This is a genomic window from Citricoccus sp. K5, assembly GCF_902506195.1.
GTDB lineage: Bacteria > Actinomycetota > Actinomycetes > Actinomycetales > Micrococcaceae > Citricoccus.
The window spans coordinates 1,230,704-1,252,271 of sequence record NZ_LR732817.1 but is presented as its reverse complement, the minus strand read 5'-3'; the positions used below and the strand labels follow the sequence as shown (position 1 = coordinate 1,252,271).

The window sequence follows — 21,568 nt, the reverse complement described above, 5'->3', positions numbered from 1 at the left end:
AGAGACAGTGAACCCGGCCCACGCCGAACGCGGGCGTCCGAGCCCGGCGACCGGACACCCTCCCCCTGAAGGCGTCCCGGCCCCTACGCTGAGCCCATGGTCACCGTTGCCGAGAACCTCATCCAGACCCTCTCCCTCAATGGCGTCAAGCGCATCTACGGCCTGCCCGGTGATTCGCTCAATGCCATCACGGAGTCCCTCCGGACCCACCCCGAGATGGAGTGGGTGCACGTGCGCCACGAGGAGACCGCGGCGTTCGCCGCCGGGGCCGAGGCCGAGATGACCGGAGATGTGGCGGTCTGTGCGGGCAGTTGCGGGCCGGGGAACCTGCATCTGATCAACGGGCTCTACGATGCCCAGCGCAGCCGTGTCCCGGTGCTCGCGCTCGCCGCCCACATCCCCACGGAGGAGATCGGCACCACCTACTTCCAGGAGACCCACCCGCAGGAGCTGTTCCGGGAATGCTCCGTCTATGTGGAGTACGTGGCCGATCCGAAGCAGATGCCCCGCCTGCTGGAGATCGCCCTGCGCACCGCCATCGAGCAACGTGGCGTGGCGGTCCTGGTGATCCCCGGCGATGTCGCCTCGGCGGCCGCCCACGATGATCGCCACACCCTCGTGCGGAAGGCCCGCTCCGCCGTCGTGCCCCTGCCGGACCAGTTGCAAGAGGCTGCCGGGATCCTCAACACGGCGAGGAACGTCACCATTCTGGGCGGTGCGGGGACCGCGGGAGCGCACGCCGAGGTGATGCAGTTGGCCGAGCGGCTGGCCTCGCCGATCGTGCACGCGATGCGCGGCAAGGAACACCTGGAGTACGACAGCCCCTATGACGTCGGCATGACCGGCCTGCTCGGCTTCGCCAGCGGGTACAAGGCCATGTACGAGGCGGACGCCATCCTCATGCTGGGCACGGACTTCCCGTACCCGCAGTTCTATCCGGACGATGCCCGGGTGGTCCAGGTCGATCTCAGAGGCGAGCAGATCGGGCGCCGGCATCCCGTGGACGTTGCCCTGGTGGGTGGGGTCCAGGAGACGGCGGCCGCGCTGGTCCCGCTGCTGGAGCAGAAGAAGGGCAGGCACCTCGCGGACGCGCGGAAGCACTACGCCAAGACGCGTGCGAAGCTGGACGACCTGGCCACCCCGGCCCGGAAGGGCGCAGCGGTGCATCCGCAGTACCTGGCACGGCGGATCAGCGCGCTGGCGGCCGAGGACGCCGTGTTCATCCCGGACGTCGGCTCCCCCGTGGTCTACGCCGCCCGGTACCTGGAGATGAACGGACGACGCCGGCTGCTCGGCTCGTTCTCGCACGGCTCCATGGCGAATGCGGTCCCGCAGGCGATCGGCGTGCTGGCCCAGGATCGCGCCCGGCAGACCGTCACGCTCTCCGGCGACGGCGGGCTGACCATGTTGCTCGGTGACCTGCTCACGCTGGTGCAGATGAGGCTGCCGGCGAAGGTGGTGGTGTTCAACAACTCGTCCCTGAACTTCGTGGAGCTCGAGATGAAGGCCGCCGGGCAGCTGCCCTTCGCCACGAGCCTGGAGAACCCCGACTTCGCCGCCGTGGCCCGGGCCATGGGCATCAAGGGCATCCGGGTGGAGGACTCCGGTGACGTGGACGCGGCCCTCACGGAGGCCTTCGCGCACGACGGCCCGGCTCTGGTGGACGTGGTGACGGACCCGCAGGAACTCACCATTCCGCCGGCCATCCAGTTCGAACAGGCCAAGGGCTTCGCGCTGTACTCGCTCCGCACGGTCCTCTCGGGCCGCGGCGACGAGCTGTTCGACCTGGCGAAGACGAACCTGCGCCGGTTGTTCTAGTCCCAGCTAGGGTTGCCGGGTGGACCGTACGCCGAAGAACCTCATCCTCGCCTACGTCCTGTGTGTGGCCCTCGGACTGGTGGGGGCACACCGGTTCTACCTGGGGCATCGTGCGCTCGGCGTGGTGTACCCGGTCCTGACTGTGGCCGGCCTCGCCAGCGCTCCGTGGGGCATCGGGTTCGTGTTCGGCGGGATCGTGATCCTGCTGTGCCTGCTCGACCTGGTGCGCCTGCCCGGACTCGTCCGGCGGGCCGACGGCGGCCTCAACTAGGCAGTTCACCGTTGCGGGATGCGGCCCCTGCAGTGCGACTACCAGGTGGCGGCGACGAAGCCGTGCAGGTCGGCCTCCAACTCGATCCGTGAGCGCATCAGCTCAGCGACCAGGCCGGCGTCGAGGGCAGTACGCAAGCGGTCCCGGGGCACGGAGACGGTCATCCCGGCCACCGCTGCGCCCGAGCTGTCCCGGACGGCCACCCCGACCGCGCCGACGCCCTCCTCGGTGCCCTGATCGTTGATGGCGAAGCCGCGGATCCGGATCATCGCCAGTTCGGCGGCGAGCCGCGTGTGGGACCGCGCGTCGAAGGGACTGCCGACCAGTTCAGCCTGGTGGCGGTACAGCTGTTCGACCGTGGCCGGGTCCATCGTCGCGAGCAGGGCCTTACCGCCCGAGGCCGCGGCGGCCGGCAGGGCCACGCCCTGGCGGTCGCCCACTCGAACGGAGTGGTCCCCCTCCACGGAGGCCAGAAAACGAACCTCGGTGCCGGCACGGACCATCAGGTTGGCCGTCTCCCGCAGCCGGCCGGCCAGCATCTCCAGGTGCGGATAACTGCGGTGACGTAGCTCGGCCGTCCAGGGGACCCCCACCGGCGGCAGACCCAGGGCCGGGCCCGGGATGTAGCGACGGGAGGCGTCCTGGACGGCGTACCCGCGGTAGACCAGCATCGCCATGAGGCGGTGTGCCGTGGAGACGGAGACGCCCAACAGCCGGGCCGCAACACTGATGCGCACCCGGCCGTAGTCACGCACCATCTCCATCAGGGTCAGGGCGCGGTCCACGGAGTCGACGGGATACCTCGGCGACTGCCGCAGGGATGGCGTTTTCTGCACAGTAGATCATTTTGGCAGTGTTCCTGTGCTGAGGTTCACAGTAGATCTATGATCCAGAGCACATCCGCCTCGGACGCACCGTCCGTGGCGCCCCACCGACAGGCCGCCATCACCGTCCAGGGCTCACCGCAGGGCAGTGGGCTGTCCCGCCGCCAGGCCACCCTGGCCGTGGTGGTCTGCTGGCTCCTCGTGGTCTTCGATGGATACGACCTCATCGTCTTCGGCACCGTCCAGACTTCGCTGCTGGAGAACACCGGCTGGGGCCTGGACAACGCCACCCTCGGCCTCATGGGGTCCATGGCGTTCGTCGGGATGATGATCGGCGCCCTGCTGGCCGGGCGGATGGCCGATTCCTGGGGCCGCCGCCGTACCATCCTGGCGTGCGCCGTCACCTTCTCGATCTTCACGATTCTCTGTGCCATCGCCCCGAGCGCCTGGGTCTTCGGAGCTTTCCGGCTGCTGGCCGGGATCGGCCTCGGCGGCCTGGTGCCCTCGGCCAACGCCATGGTGGCCGAGCTGGTCCCCGAACGCTGGCGCTCCTCCATCGCCACGTTGATGATGTCCGGCGTCCCGATCGGCGGTTCCCTGGCCGCCCTCATCGGCATCCCCCTGATTCCGGCCCTCGGCTGGCAGTCGATGTTCCTCGTGGCCGTCCTGGCCCTCGTCATCGTGGTCCCGATGGGCCTGGCCTACCTCCCCGAGACCCTGCCGTCCGAAGCCGCGGCCCGGGATCGCCCCGGCGCCTCACCGGCCACTGGCAAGGCGGCGAAGGCCGGCGGTTTCTCCCTGTTGCTCCGTGATCCCTTCCTGCTGGCCTCCATCATGTTCGCCCTGGCCACCCTGGCCACGCTGTTCGCCTGGTACGGACTCGGCACGTGGCTGCCGCGCGCCATGGAAGCCCAGGGCTATGACCTCGGCTCCGCCCTGACCTTCTCGCTGTCCCTGAACGTCGGTGCCGTTCTCGGCTCGATCGTCACGGCCTGGGCCGGCGACCGCTTCGGCGCTGTCCGCTCCAGCGTCATCGCCGCCGCTCTGGCCGGCGTGGCCCTGCTCGGCCTGTTGCTCTCCCCGCCCGTGTGGCTCGTGTACGTGATCTTGATGGTGGCCGGCGTCGGGACGCACGGCACGCAGTGCCTGATCATCGCCGCCGTGGCCAACCACTACCCGGGGCACCTGCGCGGCACGGCCCTCGGCTGGGCCCTGGGCGTGGGGCGCCTGGGTGCCGTGACGGCCCCGCTGGTGGCCGGTTTCCTGCTCGACGGCGGCTTCGGCGCCGGATCGATCTTCGTCGCCTTCGGCGTGGCAGCCCTGGTGGCGGCGGTGCTGCTGGTCGTCATCATCGCCCAGGGCAACGGCGGGCGCGGCGTCGGATCGCGCCAGGTCACGGCGAGCTGAATCGTCTGACAGAGTTCCACGGCCGGGGTCATCAGCCCGCGAACGGGCGCGTCGGGATTCCGGGCACCCCTACCTCCGCCACGAACAAGGCACCGGCCAGCGGGTCCGCATCGGTATCCACGTCTTCCTGCGAGGTGGTGATGAACAGCCGGTCCAGGTGCTCACCGCCGAAGGTGCAGGCGGTGGTCTTGGTGGCCGGCACCTCGATGACCTCGTCGAGGTGGCCATCCGGCCGGTACCGGTGGATCACGCCCTGGTCCACCACGGCCACCCAGACCCCTCCGTCGGCGTCCACGGTCAACCCGTCCGGCTGGCCGCCGCCGGGAATACGCACGAAGGTCCGCCGGCCGCTCAGGCCGGACTCGGTGTCATAGTCGAAGACCGAGACCAGACCGGTCGGCGTGTCGTTGTAGTAGGCCAGGGACCCGTCCGGGCTCCAGTCCAGCCCGTTCGAGTTGGTGACGCCGTCCAGGACCACATCGACCCGGCCGTCGGCATCCAGGCGGTAGAGGGAGGCAGCACCCGGCGTCTGGTCATACGCCATGGATCCGCAGTAGAACCGGCCGTCCGGATCGCAGGCGCCCTCGTTCATCCGCACGCCGGTCGAGGCCCACACCGGGGACAGGGTGGCGATGGAGCCGTCGGGCTCCTCCAGGGCGAAGCCCCGTTCGACGCCGATCACCGCGCCCCCGCCACGGCGTGGCCGCACCGCGGCGGCCACCGAACCGACGTGGTGGCGGGTCACCGTGTCCCCCGCGTCCCCGGGCAGCGTGAGGATGTCCCCGGCCAGCATGTCCACCCAGCGCAGGCCTCCCCACTGCTCAGACCAGACCGGCCCCTCGCCGTGGTAGGCGACCGGGTCGGTGATCTGCTGGGCACGCATGGGGACCTCCTGTGTGGGGCAACGCGGAAGCGATGACGGGCGGACGGGAATGAGGGCTCACCCTCAGACAACCCCGTCGGCGTGCTGGGTGCAAGGGGTTCCTTCCGGTCCTCGAGCTCGAGGACCAGTTCCTCTGGTCGGCAGAGGTCGGCCGCATCCCGGATGCCGCGCATACGGGACCGGGTCACCCTGCTGAGCCTCGAGAATGCGGCGGGCGGGCCGATCTCGGTACTGAGCCTCCGCGGGCTACCGCAGCAGACCGTCACGCAGGGCGCGGAGCACCGCATTCGTCCGGTCCCGCGCACCCAGCTTCAGGAGGATGGTGGAGACGTGGTTCTTCACCGTGCCCTCGGCGAGAAACAGGGCCTGGGCGATCTGCCGGTTGGGGTAGCCCTCGGCCATCAGCCGCAGCACCTCCCGTTCCCGTTCGGTGAGATCCTGGGCGGGCACCGCAGCTTCCGGCGTGGGCACAGCGCCGGTGCGGATTGCCCGCAGCAACCGATCGGTGATGGATGGGGCAATGAGCGTTCCGCCATCGGCCAGAGTCTGTACCGCATGGGTGAGCTGTTTGACCGTCACGTCCTTGAGCAGATAGCCGCGAGCGCCGGACTGCAGGGCATCCAGCACCAGGGTGTCATCGTCGAAGGTCGTCAGTACCAGCACGGGCACCTCGATCCCCCGGTCCCGCAGTTGCCGCAGGGTCCACAGCCCGTCGTAACGGGGCATCCGCAAATCCAGTAGCACGACGTCGGGCGCTTCTTGGGCGATCACCTCCAGTGCCGCAGCGCCGTCGTCCGCCTCCCCCACCACCTCGACGTGCGCGATGTCCAGGAGGGTGCGGATCCCGTGCCGCACGAGGGTCTGATCGTCGACGACCACCACGCGGGTCATGCGGACGGCACCCGGGCGACGACGCGGAACCCCTGACCCAGGGGGTCGCGGCCACGAGTAGTTCTTCCAGTGCTTTCGATGCTGGCAGTCTTGGCAGTCTTCGCAGTCCGTGGAGCGGCAGTTCCGAACGTCGCCGTGCCGCCCAGCATCTCGAACCGTTCTGCAATGCCCCGCAATCCGTTCCCACCTGCGCCCGCGTCCGGGGGGCCACACCCGTCGTCCTCGGCGGTGAGCACCACATCCCTGCCGACGCCCCCGTTCTCTCCGTCCAGCCCCACGGTGATCCACAACCGGGTGGCGTCGGCATGGCGGAGGGTATTGGTGGTGATCTCCTGCACGGCCCGGACGAGGGCCTCGGTGCGTGCCTCGTCCAGGCTGATCTCCGGTTCCACGTCAAGCTCCACGTGGAGACCGGGCAGGTCCGCCACCACCTCGTCCAGAGCTCGGGCCAGGTCGGTCGGTTCGGTGCGCAACTGGTCCACGGTGGCCCGCAGATCGGCCAGCAGCTCCTTGGCCACGGTGCCAGCCCGCTCAACATGCTCCCTTGCCGGCCCCGGGGTACGGTGCCTGGCCGCCTCCAGTTCGAGGGCGAGGACGGTGAGTTGGTGACCGAGCGTGTCATGCAGGTCCCGGGAGATCCGCAGCCGTTCGGCGGCGCGGGCGTTCACGGCCAGCACGGCGGAGGCCGCCCGCAGGTCCACGTGGGCCCGGGCCAGCTCGCGTCGCTGCCGTTGTTCACGGATCAGGGTGACGGTACTCAGCAGGGTCGCGACCTGGATCATCAGGTAGAACCCGAGGAACAGCCCAAGCTCCATCAGGGCGGCTTCCGTGATCGCGCCGCCCCACTGGGGCGAGGCCTCCTGCACGGCATCCACCGCGAGCACCACTGTGTTGAGCCCGACCAGCACGAACCCGCCCCACACGGGCACCAGGTAGGCGCTGATGGCGGCGGTCAGTACGAGGAGGATATTCAGCAATCCCATCCCAGGGGCGGTCAGCACCAGCATCCAGGAGAACACGACGGCGGCGGCGAACCCCAGCAGGTCCACGCGCCTCGCCATTCCGGAGACCGCCGCGATGAGGCTGAGCATGAAGACGACGAACAGGCTGGTCCACAGGGTGCGGTGGATCGACGGCTCGGCCGCTCCGAACAGGACCGGGGAGGCCACGGCGATGGCGACGACGAGCATCGCCAGTCCCGACCAGATCTCGTACCCGTACCGCTGGCTCATCTTCCGAGTCTAGAAGAGCGTGGGTACCGGCACCCGTGCCGATGGTCATGGGCCGCCGCCCAGCACCATGATGACGGGCGGCACCTGTGCGCGGGACCCGTATTGCCTAGCGTCAGGACCATGACCTCTCCAGCATCAGCACCGGCCATCCACGCCGAGAATCTGCGCAAGTCCTATCGCGGCAGGACCGCGGTGGACGGCATCTCCCTGTCCGTCCAGCCCGGTGAGGTGATGGGCGTCCTCGGGGCCAACGGCGCCGGCAAGACCACCACCGTGGAGATGATCGCCGGGCTGCGCACGCCGGAGAGCGGCACCGTCCGGGTCCTCGGCCTCGACCCCCGGCACGATCGCGGAGCGGTGCGCCAGGTCCTCGGCGTCCAGTTGCAGCAGTCCTACCTGCACGGGGCGTTGACCGTGGCGGAGCTCGTGGACCTGTACCGCAGCTTCTACCCCGACCCGGTCCCTGCCAAGGATCTCATCGACCGCGTGGGACTCACCGCCCAGCGCCGGACCCGATTCGAGAAGCTCTCCGGGGGCCAGCAGCAGCGGGTGTCCATCGCACTCGCTCTGGCGGGCCGACCGCGCGTCGTGATCCTGGACGAGTTGACCACGGGACTGGACCCGCGGGCACGCCGCCGGCTGTGGTCGCTGGTCGAGCAGATGCGCGAGGACGGCGTGACGGTGTTGCTCGTCAGCCACGCCATGGACGAGGTGGAGCACCTGTGTGACCGGCTCGTCGTGCTCGACGCCGGACGCGTCATCGCCCGCGGCACCCCCGGCGAGATCACCTCCGCCACCGGGACCCCTTCACTGGAAGACGCCTTCCTGGCCCTGACCGGGCGGGATCTCGACGCGGACGACGACAGTCCAGCGGAGAAGTCCACCACGGAAGCCGAGGCCCACTGATGACGACCGCCACCCTTCTCCCACCCACGGCCCGGCGCCCCGGCCCGAAATCCTGGCTGTCCCTGATGGGGGCCGAGGCGAAGATGGTCACCCGGGACACCTCCGGGCTCATCATACCGCTGGGCCTGCCTCTGCTGATCCTCGTGATGAGCGCCGCACCAGCCTCCCAGGAGGTCATCGTCAACGGTCGCACAGCGCTGGACCTGTTCGTGCTGCCGTTGGTGCTGACCGTCATCATCGCGACCATCGGCATCATCAACATGCCCAGCTTCCTGGCCTACTACCGCCGCTCGGGCATCCTGCGCCGACTGGCCGTCACCCCGGCGTCTCCGGCCATGGTGCTGGTGGCACAGGTGGTGGTGAGCCTGCTGCAGACAGTGCTCGGACTGATGCTCGCCCTGGCGGTGGCGTTCTGGGGGTTCGGGGCGAATCCGCCCGTGCACCTGTGGGCCGCCGTCGGGATCTTCCTTCTGGCCCTGTCCGCGATGTATGCGCTGGGGATGATGGTCGCCGCTATTGCCCCGACGCCGAACTCGGCCGTGGCGATCGGCCTGGTCCTGTTCTTCGCCTTCGGCGCCCTGGGCGGGTTGTTCGGTGGAGTGCAGATGCTGCCGGACGCTCTGGCACCGCTGGCCGACTGGCTGCCGTTCGGGGCCGCGGTCCAGGCGCTGGGATCGGCCTGGGCCGGCGTCGCCCTTGACCTGACGCATCTGATCAGCCTCGTGACCACCGCGGTGATCGGCACCGGGGTGGCGATCTGCCTGTTCCGCTGGGAGTAGGACGCCAGCGTCAGGAACCCTTCGGGACCTTGACCGCGATCACCGGGACGGAGGCGCCCAGCAGGATCTCCTGGGCGTTCGAGCCGAGCAAGAGCTTGCCCACCGGACTGCGGTGCTTGATGCCGACCACGATCACGGATGCGTTCAGCTCCTCGGCCACGTCCAGCAGATCACCGGCGGCATCCCGGCCGCGGGCGTCCGGCTGACGGTGCGTGACCGCGAGACCAGCCGGCGCCGGACCGGCGTCGGGGCCCAGGGCTCCGGACCCGCCCGCGCCGCCGTCGAGGTCGAAGAGGATGAGGTCCTCCCCACGGCGAGTGGCCTCAGCCACCGCGAAGTCCACCGCCGCCCGGCCCTCCGGGCTGCCCGTCCGCCCCACCAATACCGACATGCCGACTCCCTCCGGTGTGCGGACGCGCCACCGCGACGCCCCCGCTCTTCGTCCATGACTGTGACTCAGGATACATTTCCCTGTAGACCAGGGGACACCAGCCCGTGAGCCAGTCCAGAGGGGGACGTCCAGCATGGCAGCTGACCACCACGCCACATCGGGTAGACCCGGCGTCGGCATGATCATCTATGGCGTGATAGCCGCCCTGGTGATCGGGACGGCGTCGTTCTTCTCGATCCAGTCGGCCACGGCCGGGGCGGACCTGCGCAGCAACCTGACCCTGATCGCGCCGGCGGGCGCCGGCGGCGGCTGGGATGGGTTCACCCGCTCCCAGCAGTCCGCGATGCGCGTCAACGGGATCGTCAACAACGCCCAGGTCGTCAACATCCCGGGCGCCGGCGGCACCATCGGGCTCGGCCGGTTCAGCACCATGCACGGGCAGGCGGACACCCTCATGGCCACCGGCTCGGTGATGCTCGGGGGGATCGAACTGAACAACTCCCCCGTGGACCTCTCGGACGTGCGCCCCATCGCCCGGCTCTCCGACGACTTCGATGCGATCGTCGTCCCGGCCGATTCGCCCTACGAGACGATCGACGACCTGGTGGCGGACTGGAGGAAAGACCCAGCCTCGTTCCCCTGGACGGGCGGTTCGGTCGGCTCCATCGATCACCTGATCATCGCCGAGCTGGCGCTGGAGGCCGGCATCGATCCAGCCGAGATCACCTACATCCCGAAGACCTCCGGCGGCGAGGCGATCCAGACCATCGCCTCCGGCACCGCGAAGGCGGCGACCTCCGGATACAACGAATTCGCGGACCAGATCGAGGCCGGCCGGATCAGGGCCCTGGGCATCTCCAGTCCCGAGCGACTCGAGGGCGTGGACGTCCCCACCATCACCGAGCAGGGGTATGACGTGGTGATGGCCAATTGGCGCGGCATGCTCGCCGCCCCGGGTATCACCGATGAGCAGTTCGAGGAGCTCGAGGCCATCGTCACGGAGACGTCCCAGACACCCGAGTGGCGTCAGGCCCTCAAGGACAACCAGTGGACCGACTCCTTCATGACCGGCGAGGAGTTCGAACAGTTCATCGCCGAGGACCAGGAGAAGATCGCCGCCCTGATCGAGGAGTTGGACCTGTGAGCCAGTCGCAGCCCACCGCCCCCTCACACCCCGTGGGCCCTCACACCCCGTGGGCGACGCCGGCTCCCCCACCGCCCGCAGTTGGTGGCACGGACGCAGCGGCCTCTTCCTCGCCGCCTTCATGGCGGCCTTCTCCACGTACCTCCTGGTCGGCATCCTCACCATGGCCGTCCCGGACGGTGCCGACGCCCCCGGGCCCCAGTTCGTCCCCCTGATCATCACGGTGGCCGGATATATCCTCGCCCTCCTGCTGGCCGTCCACTACATCCGCACACCCGAGCCGGCGGTCACCCCCACCTTCACCGCCGAGGACGATGCGACCGACGAGGAGCGGCGCGCGGCAGAGGCCGCCGCCACCGTGCAGTACCGGACATTCTCGGACTGGTATGCCGTGGGCTGGAGCGTCGCCGGGTTCCTGGCCTTCGCACTGCTGCTGAACGTGCTCGGCTGGATCCTCGGCGCGGCGCTGCTCTTCTGGTGCGTGGCCCACGGGATCGGCAGCCGCCGCCACGTCTTCGACGCCAGTCTGGGCCTGCTGCTGAGCAGTTTCATCTACCTGGCCTTCGACGTGGGACTGGGCCTGTCCCTGCCCTCCGGCCTGCTGGGAGGGGTGTTCTGAGATGGAATCCATCATGAATCTCATGGACGGCTTCGGCTCGGCGCTCTCTCCCATGAACCTCCTGTGGGTCGTCGTCGGCTGCCTGCTCGGCACCGCGGTCGGCGTACTGCCGGGGTTAGGCTCCTCCATGGCCGTGGCACTGCTGTTGCCCATGACCTTCGCCCTGGACCCCACGGGCGCCTTCATCATGTTCGCCGGCGTCTACTTCGGTGGACTCTTCGGCGATTCCACCATGGCCATCCTCATGAACACCCCGGGCCAGGCCTCGGCCATCGCCTCCACGTTCGAGGGGCATCGCATGGCGAAGGCCGGACGGGCGCCCCAGGCCCTGGCCACCGCCGCCATCGGCGCGTTCATCGGCGGCATGATCGGCTCCATCGTGGTGGTCTTCCTGGCCCCGGCACTGGCGGACTTCTCGGCCAACTTCGGGCCCCAGGAGTTCTTCGCCCTGGCCCTGTTCGCCTTCGTGGCCACGTCCTCCGTGGTGGCCGACTCGATCCTGAAGGGCCTGTGCTCGCTGATCATCGGACTGGGCATCGCCGTGGTCGGCATCGACCAGACCTCGGGGGCCGAGCGGTTCAGCTTCGGCGTTCCCCAGCTCTTCGACGGCATCTCCCTGGTGACCGTGACCGTCGCGATCCTGGCCCTCGGCGAGGTATTCCACATCGCCTCGAGGGTCCGCCGCGATCCCACCAACCGCGTCATCCAGGCCAAGGGCCGGCCGTTCCTGTCCGGGCGGGAGTTCCGCGAGGCCCTCCCAGCCTGGCTCCGAGGCACCGGCATCGGCCTGCCCTTCGGCGTCATCCCGGCCGGTGGCGCAGATGTCCCGACCTTCGTGGCCTACGGCCTGGAGCGCCAACTCGACCGCCGGCGCAGGAAACCCCAGTTCGGCAAGGGGGCCATCCGCGGGCTCGCGGCCCCGGAGGCTGCCGGCAACGCCACCACGGGGACCGCCATGGGTGCGCTGCTGTCCCTGGGCCTGCCCATCTCCGCCACCGCGGCCATCATGCTCGCCGCCTTCGAGCAGTACGGACTTCAGCCCGGACCGCTGATGTTCGACCGGTCACCCGATCTGGTCTGGGCGCTGCTGGCCAGTTTCTTCATCGCGATGGTCGTGCTGCTGGTCCTGAACCTGCCCTTCGCGCCGCTCTGGGCCAAGCTGCTGGCGATCCCCCGCCCCTACCTGTACGCCGGGATCACGGTCTTCTGCGGCATGGGGGTCTACGCGACCTCGGGCTCCACCTTCGACCTGCTGATGCTCTTGGGCATCGGCCTGCTGGGATTCGCACTGCGCCGGTTCGGTGTGCCGCTGGCCCCGCTGATGATCGGCATGGTCCTCGGCCCCCTGTTCGAGACGAGCATGCGGGACGCCCTGGCCAGCTCCAACCAGAGCTACGGGGTCTTCGTCGATGGCCCGATCCCGGTGGCCATCTATGCGCTGCTGGCCCTCGCCCTGGTGATCTCCATCGTGGGCCGGGTCCGGGCGAAGGCGCGAAAGGACACCTGACCCACGTGTCGCGGTGTGACGTGGTCGGAGGCAGGAATTCGCACTCCACACGGACTTCAGTTTAGGTTAGGCTCACCTTACCGACTCGAAGTGAGCCGTACCCCGTGACCATCGAGCATCTCGAACACCCCACCCACGACGCCGGAAGAGCAGTCCCAGTGGACCAGGCCACCGGCCGTGGTGCCGGGCGCGCCGAAAGGGAAAAGTCATCATGATCTCGCAGGACAACGCACGGCCTTCGGCCGGTGTGCCGGTGCTCGCCGTGGTCGGCACCCGCCCGGACGCGCGGCTGGAGTACGCGACCGAGCTGGCCCGGACCCTGGACCGGCAGCTGGTGACCTCGTTTCAGCTGAGGGCGGCCGAGGAGCCCGTGGCCGAGGCCAGTCGTCTGACGGCCCGGGTGGAGACACCGGCCGGTGCCGTGGTGGAGATCCCCGACCGGGTGTCCACGGCAGACCTCGCCTCTGAGCTGTCCTCGACCGCATCCGCCACGCGGCTGGACGGCGTGATCTGCGTGGTGGACGCATCTCACGGCGTGCAGGACCTGTTCCGCGAGGACTACCTGGTCCCCCGGAGCGGTCACCCCTCCACCGCCACGGCCCGATCCCTCGTGTCCATCACGCACGTGGAGTACGCCTCCCTGATCGTCCTGGTCAACTGGGAGGACGTCGCCACGGACGAGCTCCGGACCCTGCTGGCGCTGCTCCACCATCTCAGTCCGCTGGCACGGGTACGCCTGCTGGAGGACATGGCAGACATGGAGGACACCCTGCCGGATCTGCCTGCGAACCCCGGATATGACGCCCAGCTGGACCGCGCTGGTTGGGCGCAGCTGGTGGCCCACGGATTCGAGACCTTCATCCACGATGACCGGGTGACAGCCCTCCACTACGACTGCGCCCGGCCGTTCCATCCCGTGCGGATGCACGAATTGGTCCACGAGCTGATGTCCCCGGAGCGGTTCGGTACCGTGGTCCGCTCCGCCGGCTACTGCAGGGTGGCCAGCAGCGCCAACGTCACCGGGCATTGGAACCACGTGGGCAAGGTGATGGCGCTCAGCCCGGTCAGCCTCGACGACGAGCTTGAGCTGTTGCTGGACCCCTGGGCGGACACGGACCCGCTGACCGTCGGCCAGAACCTGGCCTTCATCGGCCTGGACCTGGACCGCGAGGGGCTGATCAGCGCTCTCGACCGGGCCGTGCTGACGGACGAGGAGTTCCTCGCAGGACCCTCCGCGTGGGCCGAACAGGTGAAACGGCTCCGGTAATCTTCCCTGGTCCCGGACGGGCGGTGACGGCCGCCGCGACTCAGGGGACCAGCATCACCTTGAGTGCCTCGCGGCTGTCCATGGCGGCGTAGGCGGCCGGTGCCTGCGTGAGCGGCATGGTGACGTCGAAGACCCGCCCGGGGTTGATCTCCCCGGCGACGACCTGTGCCGTGGCTGACTCAAGGTAGCGGCGCACCGGGGCCGTGCCTCCGGTCAGCGTGATGTTGTTCAAGAACAGGCTGCCGCCGATCGGGGCCTCCCGGTACTGGGGGACGCCCACGCGGGAGATCGTCCCGCCGGCGCGCACCACCCCGACTGCCTGCTCGTAGGCTGGACGATGGCCCACGGCCTCGAGCACCACGTGGGAACCGTGGCCCTCCGTCAGGTCCCGCACCAACGCGATCCCCTCCTCACCGCGTTCGGCCACGACGTCCGTGGCACCGAACTCGCGGCCGAGGTCCGTGCGCGAAGCGTGCCGGCCCATGAGGATGATCCGGTCCGCGCCGAGCTGACGGGACGCCAGGACGGCGGAGAGCCCCACGGCACCGTCACCGATCACGGTCACAGTCTGCCCGGGGCCTACCCGGCCCATCGTCGCGGCGTGGTATCCGGTCAGGTAGACGTCCGAGAGACTCAGCAGGCTCGCGAGCAGCTCCCCAGAGCCGTTGCCCGTCTCATCGACGGCAGAACCGTCGGTGCCCCGGACCGCCACCAGGGTGCCGTCAGCTAGCGGGACGCGGACGAACTCGGACTGCAGGCCGATCCCCTGGCCACCGAAGAACCCGCCATGCAGGCAGGAGACGTGGAATCCCTCACGGCAGAACTCGCAGGTGTTGTCCTGGTAGGTGAAGGAGGAGATCACCAGGTCGCCCGGATGCAGCGAGATCACGGCCGCGCCGATCTCCTCCACCACGCCCATGACCTCGTGACCCATGGGGCTGCCCTGCACCGAGGCATCCATCGAGTGATAGGGATGCAGGTCCGAGCCGCACACGCAGGAGCGCACCGTGCGGATGACAGCGTCCGTGGGCTCGAGTATTGAAGGATCCGGGACAGTCTCGACGCGGACGTCTCCGGCGCCGTACATGAAGGTCGCTTTCATGTCCCCCACGCTACCGGCAGTCACCCTCCCGAACGTCCTGGTCGCCGGCCAGCCATCGGCAACGCCCTACCCCACGATGCTGACAGTTCCCAAGTCGCCATCGACCTCCACGATGTCGCCGGAGCGGATGATCTGGACTGGGTCACGGTCGAACTCGCTCACGGTGGGTACACGGGTCACCACGGCGCCGAGCACGGCCTTGGTGGTCACCGTGGTGAACACCATTGCCGCCGGGGCCGTTCCCAGCAACCGTGTGCTCTGGAAGAAGCCCGACCAGCCAGACGATCCCTTGGCCCCGGGGAAGACGAGGACCTTGCCCGTGAAGCACACCCCGAACAAGGCGTGGCGCCGTTCGATGATGGTGCCCTGGGCCGGGTCGATGCCGCCCCACCCCGAGATGGTCTCCGGGGAGACGAGGGCCTCGGCCCGGACGATTCCGGGAACGATTCCCCTTCCCCTCAGCACTGTTCCCGGGGCCTCGGCACGGGCATCTGTGGACGGCATGCTCATGACAGCTCTCCTTTCCAAGTCCCGGTGATCGCGGCCTGCACGCAGTCCGCTGTGGTGCCGAACCAGGCTTCGATCCCGAGGATGGCGGGCAGATAGTGGGCCTGCTTGGCACTGTCGGTGGCGAAGACCCGTGTGCCCTTCGGCGCTGTCCGGGACATGGCCGGACAGGAGTCCGTCAGGAGGCGCCCTCCGGCACGCTGGATGACCTCCGTGTAGCCGTTGCGGTCAGCCACGGCCCGCAAGGCCCGCGGCGTCATGATCCAGAGTTCCGTCCCGGGATGCAGTGTCCGCCCGTCCAGCAGCGCTGCGATCTCGCCCAGCTGGTCCAGGGAGGCATGGGGACAGCCCAGCAACACGAAGTCGACGTCCTCGGTGTCCCCCTGGTTGTTGAGCAGTTCGTACATCTGGCGTCGATCCGACGCGGTGTACGCCACGGGTTCCGGGATCTTATCCGGGCCGAAGGCGGCCTCCACCGAGGGTGCCTCCGGCGTGACGCCCGGCAGGTGGAAGATCTCCACACCCCCGGTGGTCGCCAGGGCAGCCCCGAGGTGCTTCAGGTCGCCCTGGGTGGGAAGGGCCAGCTCCCCCGTCAGGACGGGCCGCTCCTCCTGGACCACGTGCCCCGCGAAGTACCCGAACAGTCCCCAGTCCAGGAAGGAGTCGATGGCCACGTCCGCCCGGATGAGGTGGGATCCGTGACGGTTCTCATCCAGGTGGTTGCCCCAATAGGGGATGCGGCCGGTCAGGCCGGCCGCTCCCGTCGACGCGGTGCCCTCGCAATTGGACTTGGCCCCGATGACCGAGTTCGCGTAGACCACCGCTGAGGACTCCATCCAGGCGATGTGCTCTCCCCGCACGGGCAGGTTGCCCACCTGGTAGGGCGTGCATGTGGCCAGGATGTTGATGCCCCGGTCACTCGCGAAGGCCTCGGCGTCGGCCTGCAGCTCCACCAGGTGGGGGTTGTAGGGGGTGACATTGAGGGCATCGGCACTGAATCCGTGCTGCAATTGGCACGTGGGGACCCGCATCTTGGGGATCTCGATCTCGTCATCGCAGTCAAGATTGATGACGGCGTACGCCTTGTTCCAGCCGCCCTCGGCGGCGATCTTCTCCTTCGCAGGGGTGGGCTGAGTGGAGGTTCCGGCCACATTGCGGACACTGCACAGTCTCTCGGCCCCCAGCCCCTCCCCGTAGCGGACCAGCAGGTCCATGGCCGCCGCTACGGCGTCACCGTCCCGCCCGTCCCGCATGGCCCGGTCATCATCAGTGAGCAGCATGGAGGGACTCCTTGTCTTCGTCTTTCTCCTCATGACGGTCGCTGGCTGGCGCCCCGGCCGGACCCGCACCGTCTCCGGCTTCATCCGGACCGATATTGGCCCTGATGCGTTCGCGCAACTGGGCCCGGTCGATCTCGGCCACGGGGCCGCCGTCGGCCAGGTCGAGCGCGTGAGCCGCGGCCTCACCCATGGCTGCGCAGGGCCCCATCACACGGATGCTGGAGAGGGCGGCGGCGTCGCCGTCCACGCACCGTCCGGCAGCCAGCAGGTTGACGGCGCCTCGGGGGGTGATGCTGCCCAGGGGCACATAGTGCACGTGATCGCCGTCGAATTGCTCCCAGACGTACCCCTCGGGCTGGTCATGCAGTTCGATGGGCCAGGAGGTCCGGGCGATTGAATCCTCGAACCGGAACCCTGAGCGGACCTCGTGTTCGGTGAGCTGGTGCTCACCGGCGATCCATCGGGTCTGGCGCCGTCCCGGAAGGCCATAGAAGCGGACCGACGCCTGGCCGAAGGCCGCCGGATGATGGTCCCGGAGGAATCGGATGACGCGATCCGCCTGGTCCTTGCCGCGCAGTTGGGCCTCAGCGGCCCCCACAGCCTCGAGAGGAGATTCGATATGGGTCATGTTCAGCACCGCCGTGTCCCGGCCGGGGAAGAAGAAGGCCAGCCCGTCCCGACGGATCAGCCCGTACTCCTCGGCGTGATCGTACACGCTCTGGGCCAGATCCTGGGGTTCCGGCGCAGCCGAGGGGACGAGCCCCTCGACGCGCACCTGCTGCGATCCCCAGATGGTCCGTTCCGGAACCCGGCATTCGAGGCCGGCCTCCCAGGTCAGCGCCGCGTCGCCGGAGGCGTCGATGAAGGCGTCCGCCTCGACCTTCAGCAGTCCGTAGCGAGTCGCGAACGTCACTGACCGCAGGTGGCCGGCGTCGTTGTCCACCGAGAGGATGGAGGCTCCGGTCACGGGAACCACTCCCGACTGGACGATCTCGCGTTCCATCCAGCGGCCCACGGCGTGCTCGTCATAGTTCACCGTGATGGTGTGGCGGTGGTTGTAGGAGAGATCGCCGGTCTTCTCCAGGTCGGGGAACATCCGGTCGAAGAGGCCGTGCGTGAGCTGTCGGTACTCCGGCCCGTTGCCGTAGACGCCGCAGAACAGTCCGATCAGGGAGTTCGCGCACTGCCCGCCCAGCATGGGCAGGGCGTCCACGAGGATCACCCGCCGGCCCAGACCCGCCGCGGTCAGGGCGGCGGAGACGCCGGCGATGCCGGCGCCGACGACGCACAGGTCGCCGCGCAGCTCCTCCAGCGGTCCGCTCGGTGGTTTCGTGACGGTGTGGATCTTCACGTCGGTCAGTTTGTGGGGCATCAGGAGTCCTTGGCGTAGTGGTGGTGCTGCAGTGCTGGGGCGGCCTCGGCGACCAGGGTGGCGCCGTGTTCGAGCGGCGTGACGGTCCGGGCATAGACGCCCAGCCACCCCTTGGTCGCGGCGGGTTCGCGGACCGGCTGGGTCAGCCGGCGTCGCTCGAGTTCGTCCCCGGAGACGAGCAGGTCGACGGTCCTGGCCGGGATATCGGCCCGGATCCGGTCGCCCTCGTGGACCAGCCCGAGGGGCCCCTCCACGGCTCCTTCCGGCTTGACCTCGCCGACGACGATGCCCTGGTTCACGAGCCCGGAGAGCTGGCCATCGGTCACCACCGCCACCTGACCGGTGAGTCCGGCACCATTGAGGGCGAACACGACGTTGGAGGCCATACCCATCCCCGGCGTGCCGGAGGGTCCCAGGCCGCGCAGGACCAGCACGGTCCCCGCCTCGACCTGATGTGCGTTGATGGCCGCGATGGCCTCCGCCGCATCCTCGAAGACCCGGGCAGGGCCCTCGAAGCTGTCCTGCCGTCGCTCGGTGGCGGAGAGTTTGACAATCGAACCGGCCGGCGCCAGGGACCCGTACAGGATCTGGATGGTGGCGTGTGTGGCGCGAGGCTCGTGCAGGGGGTGGATGATGCTGGCGTCCGGCTCCGGTGCCCGCTGCAGGACCTCGCCCAATGTGCGTCCGCCGATGGTGGCGACCTCGAGATCCAGGACGGGCTGCAGCTGCGTGAGGACGCCGAGGGCTCCCCCGGCCGCCTCCAGGTCTTCGATGCTGTCAGGTCCACTCGGCCGGATGGCTGTGAGTGGTCCCACCTCGCGGCCGAGTTCGGCGAACAGGGCACTGATGTCCACGTCCACTCCGGATTCCACAGCGATGGCCTGCAGATGCTTGACGCTGTTGATCGATCCGCTCACGGCCAGTACGGCCGCGACGGCGTTGCGGAAGGCGCCCGGGGTCAGGATGTCCCGGGGACGACGCTGGACCAACACCGCCTCGACGATGGTCCGGGCGGAGGCACGCGCGTTCTCCCACATCGCGGGGCTATTGGCCGCCACGGGCGCCGATCCCGGCAGGCTCATGCCGAGTGCCTCAGCCATGATGTGCATGGTGTTGGCGGTTCCCATGCCGGTGCAGACGCCAGGGCCGGCGATGGCCCGGTCGCTGATCGTGCAGAGGTCCTCGATGGTGATGCCTCCGGTGGCCACGTGGCCGGCCTTCAGGAAGACCTCCTCGATGTCCGCGGGCTCGCCGTTGTCCAGGATTCCGCAGGGCTGGTATCCGCAGGGCACCACGATGGTGGGCACGTTGATCCGCCCGGCCGCCATCAGCTGGCCCGGTGTCGTCTTGTCGCACGAGGCCAGACAGATCATGCCGTCCAGTTGGCCGCCCTCCACGGCCGCCTCGATGTCATTGGCCAGCAGGTCCCTGCTGGACAGGACATAGCCGCCCCGGCCCCCGGCGGCCATGATGAAGTCGGTGGGTGCCACCGTTCGGATCTCGAAGCCCACGGCCCCGGCCTCCCGGATGGCTTCGGCCACCTGGTCGGCGATGGCGTCGAGATGGCTGAAGCAGGGTGAGAGTTTCGAGGAGGAGTTGACCACGGCGATCTTCGGCTTGATCACATCCTCGTCACTGAGGCCGAGTGCCTTCCATTGCGTCCGGCGGGTCGCCCACCGGGGAGAGCCGACGGGGAAGTTGCTGCGCAGCTCCATTCAGCCCACGTCCTTTCGCCCATAGACGGATTCGTGCCAGGGGATCGCCACGCGCTTGAAGGAGGTCACGATGAAGTACATGATCAGTCCCACGGTGGCCAGCATCAGGATGACCGCGAACAACGCCGGTGCATTGAGCTCGTTGAGGGTCTTCACCACCATGTAGCCCAGTCCCTCGTTGCCACCCAGGTACTCGCCGACGATGGTGCCGATCACCGCCAGCACGATGGCCGTCTCCATGCCGGCGAAGACGTGCGGCATCATGCTCTTGTACTCCAGGTGCCGGAAGGTCTGCCACCGGCTGGCGTTGATGCTCTGCATCAGGTCCCGGTGCCCCCGGTCCACGGAGCGCACGCCCAGCAGGACGTTGAGCATGACGGGGAAGAAGGCCAGGAGGCCGGCGATGATGACCTTGGTGGTCATGCCGAACCCGAACCAGATGACGAACAGCGGGATGAGGGCGACCTTCGGCACTACCTCCAGGGCGATGATCAAGGGCCGGACGCTGGCCTCCACCAGCGGCAGCTTCCCCAGGATGACCCCGACGAGGACACCCGCCAGGACTCCGGCCAGGAAGCCGAGGACGATCTCGATGACGGTCACCCGCACGTTGTCCCAGGTGGTGGGCTGGGCGAGGAGTTCCCCGAGATTCTCGAAGATCATGGTCGGCGGAGGCAGGATGAGCGGGGAGACGTCGAGCGCCTTGACGCTCAGCTCCCAGATCACGAACAACACCACGAGGAGTCCGGGAGTGGTGATCCACGGCAGGACCTTCAGCAGCTTCTTACGATTCATGGTCGTCCTCTTCGTTCAGTGAGGTGTGCAGGTTCCCGACCAGCCCGTGGAAGGCGGCGTCCTTCTTGATCTCGAGCCCGCGGGGCCGGGCCAGGGGGACCTCGACGACATCCTTGATGCGACCGGGGCGCGGAGTGAGGTGGACGACCCGGTCCCCCAGGGCCACGGCCTCGTCGATGTCATGGGTGACGAAGACGACGGTGGCTCGGGTGGCCAGGGCGATGCGCTGGATCTCCATGTTCATCTTTTCCCTGGTCAACGCGTCCAGGGCGCCGAACGGCTCATCCATCAGGAGGAGTTCGGGGTTGTCACTGAGCGCCCGGGCGATGGCCACCCGCTGGCGCATGCCGCCGGACAGCTCGCGGGGATAGTTGGGCAGGAAGTTCTGCAGCCCCACCAGTTCGGCCAGTTCCCGGACCCGGTCCCGCCGTTCGTTCTTCTTGACACCGCGCAGGCGCAGGGGCAGGGCGATGTTGTCCTCGATGTTGTACCAGGGGAAGAGGTTCGAATCCTGGAACACGACGCCGAGACGGCGGATGACGGACGAGTCGACCGTCTCCTGGTGCCACAGGGCCCGTCCGCCGATCTCGACGTGACCGGCGGTGGGCGGGACCAGTCCGGCCATGATGCGCAGCAGCGTCGTCTTGCCGCACCCGGAACGGCCGATCAGGGAGACGAACTCCTCCTTGCGGATGTCCAGGTTGATGTCGGAGAGCGCGTGGGTGGTCCCTCGCTCGGTCTTGTAGGTCTTGCCAAGTCCGGAGATCCGGATCTCTGGACTCGAGTCCGGCACTGCGGTCTCAGGCGTGGCCACGATGGGCTGGGTTTGCATGCTCATGATTGCTCCTCGGGGATGGG

At 68.7% G+C, this 21,568-nt stretch carries 21 protein-coding genes; 9 read left to right on the top strand and 12 right to left on the bottom strand.

Annotated elements, in window-relative coordinates; translation table 11 throughout:
• Positions 1-96 precede the first annotated feature (96 nt).
• Together poxB and BOSE125_RS05595 are read left to right on the top strand one after the other, a co-directional pair.
• Complete coding sequence (gene poxB, locus BOSE125_RS05600; RefSeq protein ID WP_159550786.1) at positions 97-1,818, top strand: ubiquinone-dependent pyruvate dehydrogenase; 1,722 nt, start codon at positions 97-99, stop codon at positions 1,816-1,818.
• 19 nt (positions 1,819-1,837) lie between these two features.
• Entirely contained in the window at positions 1,838-2,089 is a 252-nt protein-coding gene (locus tag BOSE125_RS05595; protein WP_159550784.1) for an NINE protein, read from the top strand.
• Between the two features lie 38 nt (positions 2,090-2,127).
• On the opposite strand, the gene BOSE125_RS05590 is transcribed toward BOSE125_RS05595, so the two are convergent.
• A complete protein-coding gene (locus tag BOSE125_RS05590) occupies positions 2,128-2,925 on the bottom strand; it encodes an IclR family transcriptional regulator (RefSeq protein WP_159550782.1) in 798 nt (265 codons plus the stop codon).
• Between the two features lie 48 nt (positions 2,926-2,973).
• Here BOSE125_RS05590 and BOSE125_RS05585 point away from each other — a divergent pair, with 48 nt between their 5' ends.
• On the top strand, positions 2,974-4,320 hold the full coding sequence (locus BOSE125_RS05585) for an aromatic acid/H+ symport family MFS transporter (RefSeq protein WP_159550780.1): 1,347 nt from the start codon (positions 2,974-2,976) through the stop codon (positions 4,318-4,320).
• A 31-nt stretch (positions 4,321-4,351) separates the two neighbouring features.
• On the opposite strand, the gene BOSE125_RS05580 is transcribed toward BOSE125_RS05585, so the two are convergent.
• The 3 genes from BOSE125_RS05580 to BOSE125_RS05570 all read right to left on the bottom strand — a co-directional run bounded on the left by BOSE125_RS05580 (position 4,352) and on the right by BOSE125_RS05570 (position 7,326).
• The gene (locus BOSE125_RS05580; protein ID WP_159550778.1) at positions 4,352-5,203 is read right to left on the bottom strand and encodes an SMP-30/gluconolactonase/LRE family protein; all 852 of its coding nucleotides are present in this window, start codon (positions 5,201-5,203) and stop codon (positions 4,352-4,354) included.
• 246 nt (positions 5,204-5,449) lie between these two features.
• Positions 5,450-6,094, bottom strand: coding sequence for a response regulator transcription factor (locus BOSE125_RS05575; RefSeq protein WP_159550776.1), 645 nt, complete (start codon positions 6,092-6,094; stop codon positions 5,450-5,452).
• Positions 6,091-7,326: a sensor histidine kinase gene (locus BOSE125_RS05570; protein WP_236557830.1), complete on the bottom strand. Its 1,236-nt coding sequence runs from the start codon at positions 7,324-7,326 to the stop codon at positions 6,091-6,093. Before BOSE125_RS05570 ends, BOSE125_RS05575 begins: the two co-directional genes overlap by 4 nt.
• A 120-nt stretch (positions 7,327-7,446) precedes the next feature.
• On the opposite strand from BOSE125_RS05570, the gene BOSE125_RS05565 reads away from it, so the two are divergent.
• Positions 7,447-8,232 (top strand): ABC transporter ATP-binding protein, encoded by a 786-nt coding sequence (locus BOSE125_RS05565; protein WP_159550774.1) that lies wholly within the window; start codon positions 7,447-7,449, stop codon positions 8,230-8,232.
• Entirely contained in the window at positions 8,232-9,011 is a 780-nt protein-coding gene (locus tag BOSE125_RS05560) for an ABC transporter permease (RefSeq protein ID WP_159550772.1), read from the top strand. Before BOSE125_RS05565 ends, BOSE125_RS05560 begins: the two co-directional genes overlap by 1 nt.
• Before the next feature lie 10 nt (positions 9,012-9,021).
• Here the strand turns inward: BOSE125_RS05560 and BOSE125_RS05555 are convergent, their stop codons facing one another.
• On the bottom strand, positions 9,022-9,402 hold the full coding sequence (locus BOSE125_RS05555; RefSeq protein WP_159550770.1) for a universal stress protein: 381 nt from the start codon (positions 9,400-9,402) through the stop codon (positions 9,022-9,024).
• A 133-nt stretch (positions 9,403-9,535) separates the two neighbouring features.
• On the opposite strand from BOSE125_RS05555, the gene BOSE125_RS05550 reads away from it, so the two are divergent.
• From BOSE125_RS05550 to BOSE125_RS05535, 4 genes are all read left to right on the top strand, one after another.
• Complete coding sequence (locus tag BOSE125_RS05550) at positions 9,536-10,546, top strand: tripartite tricarboxylate transporter substrate binding protein (RefSeq protein WP_236557829.1); 1,011 nt, start codon at positions 9,536-9,538, stop codon at positions 10,544-10,546.
• Between the two features lie 49 nt (positions 10,547-10,595).
• A complete protein-coding gene (locus BOSE125_RS05545) occupies positions 10,596-11,165 on the top strand; it encodes a tripartite tricarboxylate transporter TctB family protein (protein ID WP_236557828.1) in 570 nt (189 codons plus the stop codon).
• Position 11,166: 1 nt separating this feature from the next.
• Positions 11,167-12,672, top strand: coding sequence for a tripartite tricarboxylate transporter permease (locus BOSE125_RS05540; protein ID WP_159550768.1), 1,506 nt, complete (start codon positions 11,167-11,169; stop codon positions 12,670-12,672).
• A 211-nt stretch (positions 12,673-12,883) separates the two neighbouring features.
• Entirely contained in the window at positions 12,884-13,939 is a 1,056-nt protein-coding gene (locus BOSE125_RS05535) for a GTP-binding protein (RefSeq protein ID WP_159550766.1), read from the top strand.
• Positions 13,940-13,979: 40 nt separating this feature from the next.
• Here BOSE125_RS05535 and BOSE125_RS05530 read toward each other — a convergent pair whose 3' ends face one another.
• From BOSE125_RS05530 to BOSE125_RS05500, 7 genes are all read right to left on the bottom strand, one after another.
• Positions 13,980-15,041 carry a zinc-binding dehydrogenase gene (locus BOSE125_RS05530; RefSeq protein WP_201301144.1) on the bottom strand — a complete coding sequence of 354 codons (1,062 nt, stop codon included), beginning with the start codon at positions 15,039-15,041 and terminating at the stop codon, positions 13,980-13,982.
• A 66-nt stretch (positions 15,042-15,107) separates the two neighbouring features.
• Entirely contained in the window at positions 15,108-15,551 is a 444-nt protein-coding gene (locus BOSE125_RS05525) for an aconitase X swivel domain-containing protein (protein WP_201301143.1), read from the bottom strand.
• Positions 15,548-16,828, bottom strand: coding sequence for an aconitase X catalytic domain-containing protein (locus BOSE125_RS05520; RefSeq protein ID WP_159550764.1), 1,281 nt, complete (start codon positions 16,826-16,828; stop codon positions 15,548-15,550). Before BOSE125_RS05520 ends, BOSE125_RS05525 begins: the two co-directional genes overlap by 4 nt.
• Positions 16,815-18,200, bottom strand: coding sequence for an FAD-dependent oxidoreductase (locus tag BOSE125_RS05515; protein WP_159550762.1), 1,386 nt, complete (start codon positions 18,198-18,200; stop codon positions 16,815-16,817). The genes BOSE125_RS05520 and BOSE125_RS05515 overlap by 14 nt, the downstream gene beginning before the upstream one ends.
• On the bottom strand, positions 18,200-19,915 hold the full coding sequence (locus BOSE125_RS05510) for a dihydroxy-acid dehydratase (protein ID WP_201301142.1): 1,716 nt from the start codon (positions 19,913-19,915) through the stop codon (positions 18,200-18,202). Before BOSE125_RS05510 ends, BOSE125_RS05515 begins: the two co-directional genes overlap by 1 nt.
• A complete protein-coding gene (locus BOSE125_RS05505; protein WP_201301141.1) occupies positions 19,916-20,710 on the bottom strand; it encodes an ABC transporter permease in 795 nt (264 codons plus the stop codon).
• Positions 20,700-21,548: an ABC transporter ATP-binding protein gene (locus BOSE125_RS05500; RefSeq protein ID WP_201301140.1), complete on the bottom strand. Its 849-nt coding sequence runs from the start codon at positions 21,546-21,548 to the stop codon at positions 20,700-20,702. Before BOSE125_RS05500 ends, BOSE125_RS05505 begins: the two co-directional genes overlap by 11 nt.
• Positions 21,549-21,568: the final 20 nt, after the last annotated feature.